Source organism: Chiayiivirga flava, assembly GCF_014202825.1.
GTDB classification, from domain to species: domain Bacteria; phylum Pseudomonadota; class Gammaproteobacteria; order Xanthomonadales; family Xanthomonadaceae; genus Chiayiivirga; species Chiayiivirga flava.
The window spans coordinates 809,848-826,010 of record NZ_JACHHP010000001.1 but is presented as its reverse complement, the minus strand read 5'-3'; the positions used below and the strand labels follow the sequence as shown (position 1 = coordinate 826,010).

Below are 16,163 nucleotides of genomic sequence, written 5' to 3'. Positions count from 1 at the left end.
CCGGGCCAGGGTTTCGCACCGGCGGGGGGCCGGTGGCGGAACCGCAGCGGAAGCAGGGCATGGGATCCGGCGGGGAATGCCGCCGGATGGGGATTCAAAGGCAATCAGGATGCCGATTTCCGGGCGCACCTGGCGCTGTCGCGACGCGGCAGCCCGGGGCGTTGCCCCGCGTTGCGACGCGGGGTGTGCGGGAACGGTGTCGACAGGGCGACACCGTGATCAAGCGATCCAGACGCGTACGCGCGATTTCCCGGGCCCTGCGGGGCTTCGTCGTCCTGCTCGGACTGTTCGCGGGCACGCAGGCGCAGGCCGCGTCGGACCTGGGCGATTCCACCTTCACCGGCCCGGCAAGCTACCAGCCCGGCCAGCCGGCCAGCGCGAGCTACGTGCTGACCCTGCGCAACACCGGCGACGATCCCACGGCCGCGATTCCGGTGGCGGTGACGTTTCCCGCCGGTTCCACCAGCGCCGGAAGCTGGAGCTGCGTGGCAAGCGCCGGCGGCGCCTGCGGCACCGGCGCGCTCGGCGCGGCGAGCTTCAGCCGCACCGGCGTGGTGGTCGCGGCCGGCGGCACGGTGACCTTCACCGCGAGCAACGTGGCCTGGGCGCTGGCCGCGAGCGGCACGCCGCTGACCGTGGGTTCGTCGGTCACCGGCATCGCGCCCGCGCTGAGCGTGAGCAGCACGCGCATTCCGGCACCGGACCTCTCCACGTCCACGTTCACCGGCCCGGCGACCTACCAGGCCGGCCAGCCGGCGACCGGGCCGTACGTGCTGACGCTGCGCAACACCGGCGTCGACCCCACGCCGGCGACGACCGTGTCTGTGGCTTTCCCCGCCGGCGCGGCGGCCTCCGGCAGCTGGAGCTGCGCGACGAGCTCGGGCGCCAACTGCGGTTCCGGCGCGCTGACCGCGCCCAATTTCACCCGCAACAACGTGACGGTGCCGGTCGGCGGCAGCATCACGCTGACCGCGAGCAACATCGTGTGGGCCTTCGGCGCGACCGGCTCGCCGCTCGTGGTGAATGCGTCGGTGACCGGCCTTGCGCCGGCGCTCTCCGTCAGCAGCACGCGGGTCGCCGCGAGCGACGTGTCGATCGCGATGGCTTCGGCCGCCACCACTTACACCCCGGGCGCCACCGGCAGCTTCACCTTCACCGTCGCGAACGCAGGGCCCGACGGCGCCACCGGCGTCGGCGCGGCCTATACCGCGCCGGCCGGCGTCACGGTGAGCCAGTGGAGCTGTGCCGGCTCCGGCGGCGCCACCTGCCCGTCGAGCGGCAGCGGCAACATCGCGCATGCGAGCCTGGCGCTGCCCGCCGGCGGCGCCGCGGTCTACACCGTGGACGTGGCCTACGCCTCGTCGATGGTGCAGACCGACAACCCGCCGCTGCCGCTCGAACACCTCGCCACCGTCACCGTGCCCACGGCCGCCAACGACATCGACGGCAGCGACAACAGCGCCACGGTGTCGCTGAGCATCCTGCGCCAGGCCGCGCTGCGCGTGACCAAGCTCGTGCGCGTGAGCGAGGCGACGCCGCCGGCGGCGTCGGCGACGGTGTCGCCGGGGTCGTACTTCAGCTACGAGATCACCGTCGAGAACCTCGGCCCGAGCGATATCGGCGCGCTGAATGCAGAAGAGGGCGCGCTGCTCTCGGACACCTTCGCCAGCGGCATCGTCGGCAGCCCGCCGCCGCAATGCGCGTCCGCCGCCACGCCGTGCTGGAGCTATTGCGTCGGGAGCGCCACCGTCGACGGCGACTACGGCATCGACAACTGCCCGGTGCCGCTGACCTCGGGCACCGGCAGCTTCGCCAACCGCGCCTTCAAGCTCACCGCCGGCAGCTCCAGCACGATGGTGGTGAATGCCGCCGTGGCGCCGTCGGTGACCACCGCCATCGGCAACACGGCCACGGTGTCGCTGTCGCCGTCGCTCGAACTGGTCGGCACCGCCGACACGCGCACCAGCACCGCGACCGTGAACGTGACCGTGGGCACCGATGTCGGCGTGATCACCGACGACGGCGTGCTCGCCGCGGTGCCCGGCGTCGATCACACCTACACCGTGCGGGTGCGCAACGGTGGCTTCATCGCGGCCAACAACGTGGCCGTCAGCGGCCTGCTGCCGGTGTTCGCGGGTGCCACCACGGCCGGCTTCACCGCCGGCACGTCGAGCTGGCAATGCAGCGCCACCGGCGGCGCCTGCTGCAACACCAACAGCAGCGTCTGCGGCGTGTCGGCGCCGACCGCCCCGGTCATTGCCGACGGCATCGACGCGCACGTGGATCTTCCGAGCGGCGGCGAAGTCGTGTTCACCCTGCGCGGTCGCCTCGACCCGCGCGCCACCGGCACGCTGGAATTCGATGTCGCCTCGTCGCTGCCGCCGGGCATCACCGATGTCAACGCGGCCAACGATGCCGACGCCGATGCCGACACGCTGCTCGTGCCGCAGGCCGGGCTCACGATCGCCAAATCGCTGCTCGAACTCGACGACACGGTGACGCCGAACCTGCTCGACTATCGCGTGACGGTGTCCAACAGCGGCCCGAGCTTCGCGCAGGTCAACGTGGCCGACCCGCTTGACGACGTGCAACTCGCGAGCGCCGACGCCAGCTGGACCTGCGAGCCGCTCGCCGGTCCCGCCGGCGCCGGTTGTCCGGCGAGCGGCACCGGCCCGCTCGACGCGGACGTCGATCTCGCGCCCGGCAGCCAGCTCCGTTTCGACGTGCGCGTGCCGACGGTGGAGTTCCCCACCGGCGAGCCGATCGTCAACACCGCCACGCTCGACTGGAACGGCGTCACCCAGACCGCCAGCGTCACCTCCGGCCTCGGCGGCGACGCGGATCTTGCGATCGACAAGACCGACAACCGCAGCAGCGTAACGCCTGGCGGCAGCACCGAGTACTCGATCACCGTCACCAACGACGGTCCGGATGACGTATTCGGCGCACGCGTGCAGGACAGTTTTCCGCCGCAGCTCGACAACGTCAGCTGGACCTGCCGCGCCACGACGCCGGTGCCCGGCAACCTCGAATTCCTCGCGCTTGCAGGCTCGGCCGGCACCGCCGGCCACGCCGCGGTGATGAGCGCCGACGGCCGCCACGTGTACGAGATCGGTTCGAGCGAGAACCGCGTGTTCGTGTTCAACCGCAACCAGGTGCCGGGGCTGGGCTTCGGCGCCGTGGCACAGATCGAGACCGAAACCGACGGCATCAACGACGTGAGCGATTCGGGCGCCACCGTCACCGGCATGCGCAATCCGGTGGACCTGGTGCTGAGTCCGGACGGCGCGATGCTGTTCGTGCTGTCGCATGCGCCGGCGTCGCCGCCCGGCGCACCCAGTTCCATCGTCGCATTCAACCGCGTCACCAATCCGGCCGATCCGGCCTACGGGCGGCTGTCGTTCGCCGGCGCGGTGAGCGCGGGGCTGCCGGTCACGCCGCGCCGCATCGTGATGACCGCGACGCACTTCTATGTCAGCGGTGGCGAGCAGATCTCGATCTACCGCCGCGATGCGGTGAGCGGCCTGCCGCTGTTCGTGCTGGCGACCGATCCGCCGCAGACCGAGGGCGTGCCCGCCGCGCCGGGGCCGATGGCGATCTCGCTTGCCGACGCGATGCTGTTCGTCGCGTCGACCACGGGCGGCGGCGTCGCACGCTTCGCGATCAACACCACGCCGGGCAGCACGCCGCTCGGGCGACTGAGCCTGGTCGACAGCCTGGTCGCCGACGTCACGCCCGGCATCACGGATCTCGCGCTGCCGCCGTCAGGCAAGCATCTTTACATCGCCGTGGGCGGCGCCGGCACGCTCGTGCTCGCGACCTGGCAGGGCACACTCGGCGTGCCGTCGTCGGACGAGGTCGGCCGCATCGTTTACAGCGACACCGCGTTCTCGGGCGATGTGCGTCTGACGGTTGCGCCCGACGGCGAACACGTACTCGGCAGCAACCGCGACGCGGACCTGCTGTTCACGAGCCGCCGCAACACCTCGAGCGGCGGACTGTCCGGCAGCGGCGGCACGCCGGTCGAGGAGCGTTTCGGCAGCGGCGACAATCCGGCGCTGCTGGCGCCGTCGGACGTGCTGGTCAGCGGCGACGGCCGCCATGTGCTCGTCGCGTCCGCGTCCGGCGTGACACCGGCGCAGCAGCTGCTCGTGTTCCAGCGGCGCGCGCCCGATCCGCTGTTCGCCTTCGTCGAGGACGACCGCCAGGGCGACGCGTACGGCGGCGGCAGCCAGCCGCCGACGATCGACAGCATGCTCGCGCCGGTCGATACCGTGGTCAGCCACGACGGTGCGCACGTCTACGTGCTCAGCCTGCAGGACGAGTCGCTGACCGTGTTCGCGCGCAATCCGAATGCCGGCTTCACCACCGACACGGCCGGCGGGCACCTGACCTTCCTCGCCAGCTATTCGAGTTCCGACGCCGGATTCGCCGGACTCGCGCGCCCCAGCCGGCTGATGCTCGATGCCGAAAGCAAGGCCCTGTTCGTCAGCAGCGAGGAGAACCACAGCGTCACCTGGTTCCGCCGCGTCGACGACGAAAACGACGCCGCCTTCGGCCAGCTGCGCGCCGGCAGCGGCCAGACGCAGACGTTCCGGGACGGCGTCGGCGGTGTCGACGGTCTGCTCGGTGCGCAGGGCATCGCACTCAGCGGCGACGGCCGTTCGGTGTACGTGGCAGGCTCGTTCGAAGCCTCGATCGGCGTGTTCCGCCGCGATGCGGTCACGCTGCAGATGACCTGGGACAGCGTGATCCGCGGCAGCGACGTGGGCGTGTCCGGCATGGCGGGCATCCGCGATCTGCAGGTGCTCGACGGCGGCGCGCAGGTGCTCGGCGTCGGCGTCACCTCGAACGCGGTGGTGGTGTTCAACCGCAACGCGGACAGTCTGAGCGCCGCGTTCGGACGCCTGAGCTTCCTGCAGTCGCTGGTGCTGGGCGGCAACGAGCGGCCGATGGCGATCGCGATGCCGCCTGCGGTGGACAGCGGCGATCCGGGCGTGGGTTCGATCGTCCATCACGTGTACATCGTCGGCCAGAACAGCAACCGCATCCACGTGCTGCAGCGCGTGACCGATCCGACCAGCCTGGCCTACGGCACGGTGCGTCCGCTGTTCCAGTACAACAACGCAGGCGCCGGCTTCGCCAAGCTCGTCGGCCCGCGCGACATCACCGTCTCGCCGAACGGCAAGCGCGTCTACGTGGCGGCGCAGTTCAGCCACAGCGTGCTGGTGCTCGATCGCGATCTCAACCGCAGCAGCGCGCGTTTCGGCGCACTCGATCCGGTGGAGGTGCGCAGCGACGAGGCCGACGGCGTCGACGGCATCAACGCGGTCTACGCGCTGGCGGTCAGCCCGGATTCGCGCAACGTCTATGCAGCGGGCTTCGGCGATGGCGCGCTGGCGTCGTTCGCGGTCGGCACCGGTTCCTCGTGCAGCGTCAGCGGCGCCGGCGACATCGACGATCTGGTCGACATCGGCGTCGGTGGCACCCTGGTCTACACCGCCACGGCCTCGATCCTGCCCGGCGCCACCGGCACGCTGTCCAACACCGCCACCGTCGCGCCGCCCGAGCGCGTCGACGATCCGGACACCGGCAACAACAGCTCCACCGACACCAGCACGCTCGAGGTGTCGGGCGACCTGTCGATCGAGAAGACCAACGACCAGGTGTCGGTGGTCGGCGGGCAAACGGTCACGTACACGCTCGACGTGCGCAACGCGGGGCCGAGCAACGTGGTCAACGGTCCCGGCCATCCGGTGCTCGTGACCGATCTGTTCGATGCCGAAGGCGCGCCCGGCTGCGCCTCGGGCTTCGAGCCGCAGACCGCGCTCTGGACGTGCATCGCGAGCGGTTCCGGCGCGCTCGATTTCGTCGACGCGCGTTTCGGCGGCGACGTCGGCACCGGCGCGCTCGGCGGGGTCGCGAGCGTGACCCTGCTGGCCGACAGCGACGGCGCCGGGCCGCATCCGGCCTATCTCGCCGCCGCGAGCGTGCTCGACAACAACGTGACGCTGTTCGCACGCGATCCAGTCGACGGCACGCTCACGCAGGCGCTGCAGATCCGCCACGGCGCGCCGCTCGGCGGCAGCGCGGTGGATTCGCTCGAAGGCGCGCGCAGCGTCGTCGCGAGCGCGGACGGAAAGTTCCTGTACGTCGCCAGCCGGATTTCCGACAGCGTGACGGTGTACGCGATCCATCCGCCCACCGGCGAGACCGCAAAACTGGTCGAGGTGAAACGCGGCATCGTGGGGCTGGACCAGGCGCTGCACGTGGCCCTGAGCCCGGACGGCGCGCATCTCTACGTGGCCGGCGCCAACGACGATGCGATCGCGGTGTTCGCGCGCAACGCCACCACCGGCGCGCTGACGTATCTGGAAAGCGAACAGAACGGCGTCAACGATCCGGACGATGCCGGCAACACCGTCGCCGGTCTTGCCGACGTCGAATTCACCGTGGTGTCGCCCGACGGCGAGCATCTCTACGCACTGTCGGGCTCCGGCGCGACGGTGATCGTCTTCAAGCGCGATACCGCCACCGGCGAACTTTCGTGGCGCAGCGCGCGCAGCGGCGCGGATCTCGCGGTGCCGCTGGACGGCGTGTCGTCCGGCGTGTTCGACAGCAGCGGCGAATTCCTCTATCTCACCGTCGCCAATGCCAACCGCGTGGTGGTGCTGCGGCGGATGATCGTGCCCGGCGGCAGTTTCGGCAATCTCGCGCTGGCATCGAGCGTGGTGCAGGACAGCGCCGGCACACTGGGTCTGCTGACGCCGCGCCGCGCCGCGCTGACCGCCGACGACCGGCATCTGTACGTCACCGGGCAGGGCGGCGCGTCGGTGGCCTGGTTCGCGCGCGATCCGAGCGACGGTTCGCTGCGCTACCTCGGGCAGCGCACCAATGAATCGAGCGACATCGACGGCCTTGCCGGCGCCACCGGCATCGTCGTCGACGATGCGCTCAATCAGGTCTACGTCGCCGGCACGCTGCAGGGGGCGGTGGTGCAGTTCCGGCGCCAGGTGGATTCGTTCTGTCCGCCCAGCGGCAGCGGTCCGCTCGACGCGGTGCCGGTCGACATCGCCGCCGGCGGCACGCTGTCGTTCGAGATCACGGTGCGGGTGCGCAGCGATCTGGCGTGCCCGCTGCGCAACGACGCGAGCGTGCAGTCGAACTCCGACGACAACCCGGGCAACGACGCCGCGAGCGACGTCGACGTGATTTCGAGCGTCGCCGATCTGTCGATCACCAAGGACGACGGCCTGGCCGAATTCGACGGTCTTTCCGGCGCGGTCGCGATCGATGGCGATGCCGACGGATTCGTCGTCGCGGCGGCGCAGGACAACGCGCTCGGCGTGTTCCGCCGTCAGGCCGATCCGGGCCTGCCGGACTTCGGCCGCGTGCGCTTCGCGAATGTGGTGCGCAGCGGCGTGGGCGGTGTCGCCGGGCTCGGTGGCGTCAGCGACGTGCTGCTCGCGCACGGCGGCGCCCACGTCTACGCCGTCGGCCAGGTCGACAACGCCATCGTGTCCTTCGCGCGCGGCGACGGCACGCTCGATCCGATCGACCTGGACCAGAACGGCGTGCTCGGCGTCGCAGGCATGTCCGGCGCGCGCGCGGTCGCGCAGAGCGCGGACGGCCTGCACCTGTACGTGGCGAGCGAGTTCTCCAACGCGATCGCGCTGTTCGCGCGCGACGCGGAGCCTGCATCCGCGACGTTCGGCGCACTGACCTACCGCAGCGTGGTGCAGAACGGCGTCGGCGGCGTCGACGGCATCCTGGCGCCGATCGACGTGATCGCCTCGCCCGACGGCAAACACGTCTACGCGCTCGGCGCCGGCGCCGACAGCGTGGCGCTGTTCACGCGTAATCCGAATCCGGGCAGTTCCGGCTTCGGCCAGCTCGGCTTCGTCTCGCGCCTGCTCAACGACGCCGGCGGCGTCAGCGGCATGGGCGGCGTGCGCGCGCTGGCGTTCGATGCGAGCGGCACGCACCTGTACGTGCTTGCCGCCGGCAGCGGCAACCTCGTGCACTTCACCCGCGACCCAGGCACCGGCGCGCTGACCTTCGCGCAGGCCGTGTCCGGCAGTGGCGTGACCGGCGCGACGCGCCTGCGCCGGAGCCCGGACGGCGCGGCGATCTACGTTGCCGGCGCGTCGGCCGATGCCATCGCGCGCTTCACCGTGGATGCCGCCAGCGGCGTGCCGGCGTTCGCGGGCGTGGTGACGCTCGGCGACGAGGCGCCGCTGACCGGCGGACAGGTGCTTGGCCTCGACGGCGTCGCCGACGTGATCGTTTCGCCCGATGGCGAGCAGCTCTACGCGGTGTCGTCCATCGACAACGCGCTGGCCACGTTCGTGCGCGATCCCGCGCCGCAGCCCGACACCAGCGATCTGGCCTACGCCGACGTGATCTTCGACGGCCTCGGCGGCGTCGCGCCCGGCGATGCGGTGACCTACGTGATCCGCGTGCAGAACAACGGCCCCAGCGCGGTGCCGTCGGCGCGCGTGTCCGATCCGTTCCCGTCGCAGTTCGCCTCGGTGCAGTGGACCTGCAGCGGCGGCGGCGGTGGCGGCTGTCCGCCGTCGGGCAACGGCAACATCGACGAGGACGGCATCGCGCTGCCGGTCGGCGGCAGCGTGACCTTCCTCGCCACGGGCGTGGTGTCGAACACCGCCGGCGGACGCCTGGTCAACACCGCCACGGTGGCCGCGCTCGGGGTATCCGACCCGGACCCGAGCAACAACAGCGCGACCGACGGCAACACGGTGCTGTCGCCGGCGATGGATCTCGTGGCGACGGTGGACGACGGCGCCACCGTGTCGATCCCGGGCGACCGCATCGACTACAACGTGCGCATCGCCAATCTCGGACCCACCTACGCCAGCGCGGTGACGCTGCACGACAACGTGCCGCCGGCGCTCTACGACGTGGCCTGGACCTGCAGTCCGACGCCGGTGCCCGGCGTACTCGACCTGTTCCAGTCCGTGCTCGATTCCGGCGCCACATCCACGGTGCAGGCGCTGGCGCTGGACCCGCTCGGCAACCACGCCTATGCCGCCGGCACGCGCGACGGCGCCGGCACCGTGATCGCGTACCGGCGCGATCCGCTCAACGGCGGGCTGACCGAAAGCAGACTCTATGCGAACGGCAGCGATGGCGTCCTGGGCATCGGCGGCGCCGCCGACCTGCTGTTGTCCGGCGACGCGCGCCACCTGTACGTGGCCGGTCGCAGCAGCGACTCCATCGCACTGTTCTCGCGCGATGCGGTCACCGGCGAGCTGAGCTTCGTCACGCAGTACCAGGACGGCGAACTCGGCATCGACGGACTCGGCGGCGTCACCGCGCTCGCGCGCTCGGCCGACGGCCGCCACCTGTACGCGGCCGGCGCGCTGGACGACGCCATCGTGGTGTTCGGCATCAACGCCGGCAACGGCGCGCTGACCACGCTCGGGCTCGTGCGCCAGAGCCAGGCCGGTGTCGACGGGCTCAACGGCATCAGCGACCTCGCGCTGAGCGCCGACGGACTCACCGTGTTCGCTGTGGCGCGCGACAACCAGTCGCTCGCCGCATTCGCGCGCAACCCGGCCACTGGCCTGCTGGCGTTCGCCGACGTGATCCAGAACTTCGAGCTGGAAACGGACGCGCTGCTCGATCCGGCGTCGATGCTGGTGGCCGACGGTCGCGTGTTCGTCGCGGCGGCCGGTGGCGACCAGGTCGGCATTTTCGAGTTCGACGACAACGCGTTCACGTTCGATGCCAGCATCGAAAACGGCGTCGACGGCGTCTCCGGACTGGTACAGCCGCGTGCGCTTGTATTCGATCCGGACCAGAAGCGACTGTACGTTGCCGGCAGCGGCGGTCTTGCGCTCTTCAGCCTGCTTGGCACCGAACCGGTGCAGCTCGACGCGTACCTGCCCGTCGACGCGCCGGTGCTCACCGGTGCCGCCGCGCTCGCGCTGTCGGCCGACGCGCGGCAGCTCTACACCGGCGCGAACGACGTCGCGGGCGGCATCGGCGTGTGGGCGCGCGAGCGCGGATCGCGGTGCCCGGTGTCGGGCCCGCAGGCGCTGGGCGGGACGCAGATCGACATCGCGCCCGACGGGCACGTGGACTTCGCCATCGGCGGCGAAATCTTCCCCAACGCGCTCGGCAGCCTCGACTACACCGTCACCGCGCAGACCCGCGTGCCGGAAGAGGAACTCAACGCACCCGACAACACCGCCACCGACAGCAACGCGCTACAGCCGAATCCGGACCTGTCGATCGACAAGACCGACAACCGCAGCACGGTGGTCGCGGGCACGTCGGTCGAGTACGCGGTGTCGGTGGCCAACGCGGGGCTGTCCGATGCGATCGGTGCGCAGCTGGTCGATCTGGTGCCGGTGTTCCCGGCCGCGACCGGCGGCATGCTGGCCGGCGCCAGCGCGTGGACCTGCGATGCCAACGTGCCGCTGGCATTCGTCGACGAACGCAGCGCCGCGTCCCATCCGGCCATCGCCGGCATCGGCGAACTCGCGGTCACGACCGACCGTGCGCGTCTCTACGCCACGAACGCGGCAACGAATTCGCTGCTGGTGTTCGAGCTCGATGCGCTCGGCGATCTGGGTACGCCGCTCGTCATCGCCAACGGCAGCACGCTCGGCGAGGCGACCGTGAGCGGCCTCGGCGGCGCGTCGAATGTGGCCGTCAGCGCCGACGGTCGCCACGTGCTCGTCACCGGTGCCAGCGACAACAGCCTCGTGGTGTTCGCACGCGATCCGGAGACGGGCGCACACACGTTCGTGCAGAAGCTCACGTCGGGCAGCGGCGCCGTCGCGGGGCTGCAAGGGCCGGCGCAGGTGCTGCTGTCGGCGGACGACACCTTCGTCTACGTCGCGGCGCCGGCGGCCGATTCGATCGCCGTGTTCCGGCGCGACGCGCTCACCGGCCTGCTGACCTTCGTCGAGCGCGTGCGCGACGGCTTCGGCACGATCCAGCCCGACAGCAACGTCATCCGCGGCGTGCGCCGGCTGCATCTGGCGCGCGACGGCGCCCAGCTGTACGCCGTGGCCCCGACGTCGAACGCCATCACCACGTTCGATATCGATGCATCGAGCGGGCGGCTCACCTACCGACAGGTCATCCGCAGCGGCGCCGTCGCGGCCATCGCGGCAGTGCGCGACCTCGTCGCCGCGCCGGGCGACGGCTATCTCTACGCGCTCGGCAGCGGCGGCATCGCGATGTTCGCGCGCGGCGGCGACGGGCGTCTGGCGCACGTGGCCAGCACGCCGCACGCAGCCGACGTCGCGCAACCGACCGCGCTGCGCCTGGACACGCACGGCTCGCGCCTGTACCTGGCCGATGCCGGCGGCGCGGTGCACGTCTACGCGCGCGACTGGGCCAGCGGCGCCATCGAGCATCGCACCCGCTACGCCGCGCCGGGCAGCGCGCTGGCCGCACCGGCCGCGTTGCTCGTGGTGCCCGGGCTTGCCGATCTGTACGCCACCACGCCCGGTGCCGGCGGCGGCATCGTGCAACTCGACGAACGCGCGCTGTCGCGCTGCCTCGTCGGCGCGGCGCAGGACGACACGATGCAGCTCGCCATCGACCTCGGTGCCACCGGCTCGGCCGACCTCGCGTTCGCCGGCACCGTGCACCCGAGCGCGCGCGGCACGCTGGTCAACACCGCGTCGATCACGCCGGCCAGCGGCGCCGATCCGGACACGGCGAACAATTCCGCCACCGACAGCACCGACATCCTGGTCGTCTCGGACCTCGCGATCGCGAAGACCGCGCCCGCCGACGGCGTCGCCGGCGAGCCGATCGCGTACACGCTGCAGGTTTCCAACGCCGGCCCCAGCGATGCGCTCGGCATGCGCGTCGCCGACGACCTGCCGTCGGCCCTGCTCGATGCGAGCTGGACCTGCGTCGCCAGCGGCGCGGCCACGTGCCCGGCGGGCGGCAACGGCGACCTCGATTTCGCGGCCAACCTGCCGGTCGGCGAGACACTCGAAATCGTGGTGCAGGCACGCATCGATCCGGCCTTCGTCGGCATGCTCGACAACACCGCGCTTGTGGTGCCAGAGGCCGGCGCCACCGATCCGAGCCCGGCCGACCACAGCGCCAGCGCCGCCACGCAGGTGATCCAGGTGGCGGACGTGTCGGTGAGCAAGAGCAACGGCGTCGACAGCGTGATTGCCGGCACCACCACGCAGTACGTCATCGACATCGCCAATGCCGGCCCCAGCGACGCGCCGCTGGTGCGCGTGCTCGATCCGCAGGCTGCGGCGCTGCGCGATGTGGCCTGGACCTGCGCCGGCAGCGGCGGCGCCACGTGTCCCGCCAGCGGGCTCGGCGGCATCGCGTTCGACAGCTATCTGCCGGCGGGAGAGAGCCTGCACATCGTGGTCGATGCGCGCGTGCGTCCGTCGGCCATCGGCACGGTGGTCAATCGCGTCGACGCCCAGGTGACCGCACCGACGGTGGAGCCGGCCACGGCCAACAACAGCGCGATCGACACCGATGCGGTACTGGTGCATCCGGATCTGACCGTGGCGTTGCACGACCCGCTCGACCCGTTCGATCCCGACGGCGTCATCGATCTGCCGTATGTCGCCACCGTGACCAACCTCGGCCCGTCCGACGCGCGCGACGTGGTGCTCGATCTGGGCTTCTCGGCCAACATCCGGCAGACCGTCGAAGGGCCGTGTGCGCTCGCGTTCGGCAGCGCGCTGCGTTGCGACGTGGGTTCGGTGCCGGCCGGCGCCAGCATCGACATTCCGCTCGCGTTCCGCAGCCTGCCCGACGCGCCGGCGACGCTCACCATCGACGGCGTCGTCGCCACCAGCGACGACGAGCTCGTGCTTGGCAACAACGCCGCGACGCAAGCCACGCAACTGCTCAACGGCGGCGACCTGATGGTGAGCATCGACGACGGCGAACGTGCGGTGGTGCCGGGCGAGGTGCTCACGTACCGGATCGAGATCGTCAACATCGGTTCGGAGGCCGTGGCCGACGCGGCGATCGCGATGCCGCAGGCGGCCGAGCTGGTGGACGCAACGTGGACCTGCACCGGCGGTGGCTGCAGCGCCGGCAGCGGTGGCCTCGTCGACACCATCGATCTGGCGTCCGGCGGACGCGCGATCTACACCTGGACCGCCACCGTCGATCCGACCATCGACCCGTCCACGCCGCGCCAAATCGTGCAGACGGTCGCAGCCACCGTGCAGCCCGGCGGCGACATCAATCCCGACAACAACGCGGCCGTGGACATCGACGTGATCCAGTTCCTCATCTTCAGCGACGGCTTCGAGATCGACACCGCCGACCGCTTCGCCGTCGTCCGCAGCCTGCTCAAACGCGCGTGCGCGCCCGATGCCGTCGATTGCGGCGTCCTGCCCGGCGGAGGCGGCCGATGAAGCCTGTCGTCATCGCCGTGGCCGTGCTGGCGGCGTTCGGGCTCGGCTGGCTCGGCGGACGTTCGACCGCGCCGGCAGCGGCGCATGCGCCTGCGCCCGGGCCGTGGATCGCGCGCATCGGCGACGAGTACGTCACCGAAGCGATGTTCGTGGAGGAAATGCAGCGGCGCGGCGGCAGCCAGCCCGGCCAGTTCCAGACCGCGGAGCAGCGCCGTGCGCTGCTCGACGATCTCATCTACCGCCGTGCGCTGGTCGACGCGGCGCACCGCACCGGCCTCGACCGGCAACCGGCGGTGCGTCGCTCGCTCGAACAGATCCTCGCCAACCAGTATCTGCAGGGCACGCTGCGACGCACGCAGCAGGATCTGGACGTGACGCCGGAGGACGTGCGCGCCGAATACGAGCGTCGCGCCGACAGCTACACCGTCCCCGCGCGACGGCGGCTGGCGATGATCCGCCTGGGCGTGTCGAAGGACGCCGACGCGGCCGCCTGGACGCAGGCCGAATCGCTGATGGCACAGGCGCGCACCAAGGCGCTCGCGCTGCCCGCCGACGTGCCGCATTTCGGCGTGCTGGCGCGCGAGTACTCCGACGACCGCGCCAGCCGCTATCGCGGCGGCGTGATCGGCTGGATCGCCGACGACCGCGCCGAACGCTACACCTGGGATGCGGCCGTGCTCGATGCCGGTCTCGCGCTGAAGAACGACGGCGACGTGTCGGAGGTGCTGCGCGGCGCCGACGGCGTGTACCTGGTGCGGCTGGTCGAAGCCGAGCCCGCGCGTGCGCGCGATTTCGACGACCTCGCCGCCGGCATCCGCCAGGGCCTGCTGCAGCAGAAGCTGACGCAGGCCGAACACGACTTCCGCGTGGCGCTCGTGAAAGACGCCGATGTCGAGGTGCGCGAGAGCGCGCTCGCGGCCATCGCACCGGTCGGTCCCGCCGCCGACACCACACCGCAGCAACCGCCGGCGATGCCGGCGCAAGAAGGATGAACGCGACCATGGCCATCACACCACTGCGGCGCTGCGCGATGCTGTGCGCCTTTCTTCTCGCGGCGGGCTGGGCGCAGCTTGCGCACGCCGCCGTGCTGCAGCAGTCGTTCGATCTGCGGCCGGGCTGGAACGCGATCTATCTGGAACTGGATCCCGGACGCAACGACATCGAGCAGATCTTCGCCGGTGTGCCCGTGGAAAGCGTGTGGCGCTGGATGCCGACGCAGCAGGGCGCGCAGTTCATCCGCGATCCCGCCGAGGGGCTGGAAAACGTCGAGGGCTGGTTCGCCTGGTTTCCGCAGCCGCGACCCGAAGCGTTCCTGACCAATCTCTACTCGCTCGCGCCCAACACCGCCTACCTGGTGAAGCTCGGCGGCAGCAGCAACCGCACGGTGACGGTGACGGGTGTGCCGAAGTTCGTGCCGCGCAACTGGCTGCCGAACGGTTTCAGCCTCACCGGCCTGCCGGTGGCGCCCGACAACGCGCCGACGTTCGCCGAGTTCTTCTCCGAATCGGCCGCGCACGCCGGGCAGCCGGTGTTCACGCTGCAGGCCAACGGCACCTGGGCGCAGGTGACGTCGCCCGCGAGCACGCAGGTGAAATCGGGCCAGGCCTACTGGATCTACACGCGCGGCAACTCCAACTACCAGGGCAAGCTGCACGTGCTGCTCGACCAGGGCGATTCGCTCGAATACAGCGCGGCGCTGGACCAAATCCGCGTGGTGCTGCGCAATTTCAGCGGCGTCGACGGCAGCTTCCAGATCGAACGCCTCGGCAGCGAACCGCTGCCGCTCGCATTGCGCTACGAGGACGACGAAACCGGCGAAGTGGCCTGGCCGGATCTGCCCGCTGTCGAGTCGCTGGCCGCGCCCGCGGGCGAGGACGTGTTCGTCACTCTTGCGATCAAGCGCACGGATCTGGTCGACGATCGCATGGACGACGTGCTCGCCATCAGCGACGAACACGGCAATCGCGTGCTGCTGTACGCCGGCGGCAATACCGTCCAGCCGGGCGGCGCGTTGCGCAAGCGCGACGGCTCCAGCAAGGGCGCGGCCGAGAATCCGCTGGCGTTTGCCGGGCTGTGGAGCGGCGAGGTGCAGATCGACGCGGTGAGCGAGGCCCAGCGCGGCGGCACCGCGCCGGTGGCCACCGCGCAGCCGTTCACCCAGCGCATCCTGATCCATGTCAACAACGCGGGCCAGGCGCGGCTGCTCAAGGACGTGATCCAGATGTGGGAGGACGGCACGAGCCGGCCCAGCAGCATCGACCCCTCGCTCGACGAAGTCGAAACGCCCGGCCGCTACGTGCTGATCACCAACAAGGACCTGATCGGCCTGTACAGCGGCGCCACCAACCGCGCCGGCACGTCCGTCGGCATCCGCCACAGCACCATCGGCTACGACTTCGACGGCGAGACGCTCGACTTCACCGGCACCTTCGGCACCGGCGGCCAGATCGCCACCGCCATCGTCATCGATCCGGACCTGCCGACCAATCCCTTCCTGCACCGCTATCACCCCGATCACGACAATCTCGACGAGCAGTTCCTGAACTACCAGCAGGAAGCGTTCCAGGTGGTGCGCGACATCCAGATGGAATTCACCCCCGACGACCCGCTCGGCACCAACCCGCCGGGCTACGGCGATTCGATCCTCGGCGGCACCTTCCGCGAATCGATCACCGGGCTGCACAAGAACGCGATTTTCACTTCCGGCAAGTTCCGGCTGCGGCGGATTTCCGCCGTGCCGGTGCTGAACCAGTAGCAGGGGCGCGGCATGGA

At 70.9% G+C, this 16,163-nt stretch carries 3 protein-coding genes; all 3 read left to right on the top strand.

Annotated elements, in window-relative coordinates; all coding sequences use genetic code 11:
- Positions 1–215 precede the first annotated feature (215 nt).
- From HNQ52_RS03360 to HNQ52_RS03350, 3 genes are read left to right on the top strand one after another with little or no spacing between them, the layout of a single operon-like run.
- Positions 216–13,391 (top strand): beta-propeller fold lactonase family protein, encoded by a 13,176-nt coding sequence (locus HNQ52_RS03360; protein WP_183959670.1) that lies wholly within the window; start codon positions 216–218, stop codon positions 13,389–13,391.
- On the top strand, positions 13,388–14,383 hold the full coding sequence (locus tag HNQ52_RS03355) for a peptidylprolyl isomerase (protein ID WP_183959668.1): 996 nt from the start codon (positions 13,388–13,390) through the stop codon (positions 14,381–14,383). Before HNQ52_RS03360 ends, HNQ52_RS03355 begins: the two co-directional genes overlap by 4 nt.
- Positions 14,384–14,391: 8 nt before the next feature.
- Positions 14,392–16,146 carry a hypothetical protein gene (locus HNQ52_RS03350; protein WP_183959667.1) on the top strand — a complete coding sequence of 585 codons (1,755 nt, stop codon included), beginning with the start codon at positions 14,392–14,394 and terminating at the stop codon, positions 16,144–16,146.
- Positions 16,147–16,163 lie beyond the last annotated feature (17 nt).

Bases quoted from the DNA above. Each gene is read 5' to 3' on its own strand.
- HNQ52_RS03355 (WP_183959668.1), top strand. From the start codon at position 13,388: ATGAAGCCTGTCGTCATCGCCGTGGCCGTGCTGGCGGCGTTCGGGCTC.
- HNQ52_RS03350 (WP_183959667.1), top strand. From the start codon at position 14,392: ATGGCCATCACACCACTGCGGCGCTGCGCGATGCTGTGCGCCTTTCTT.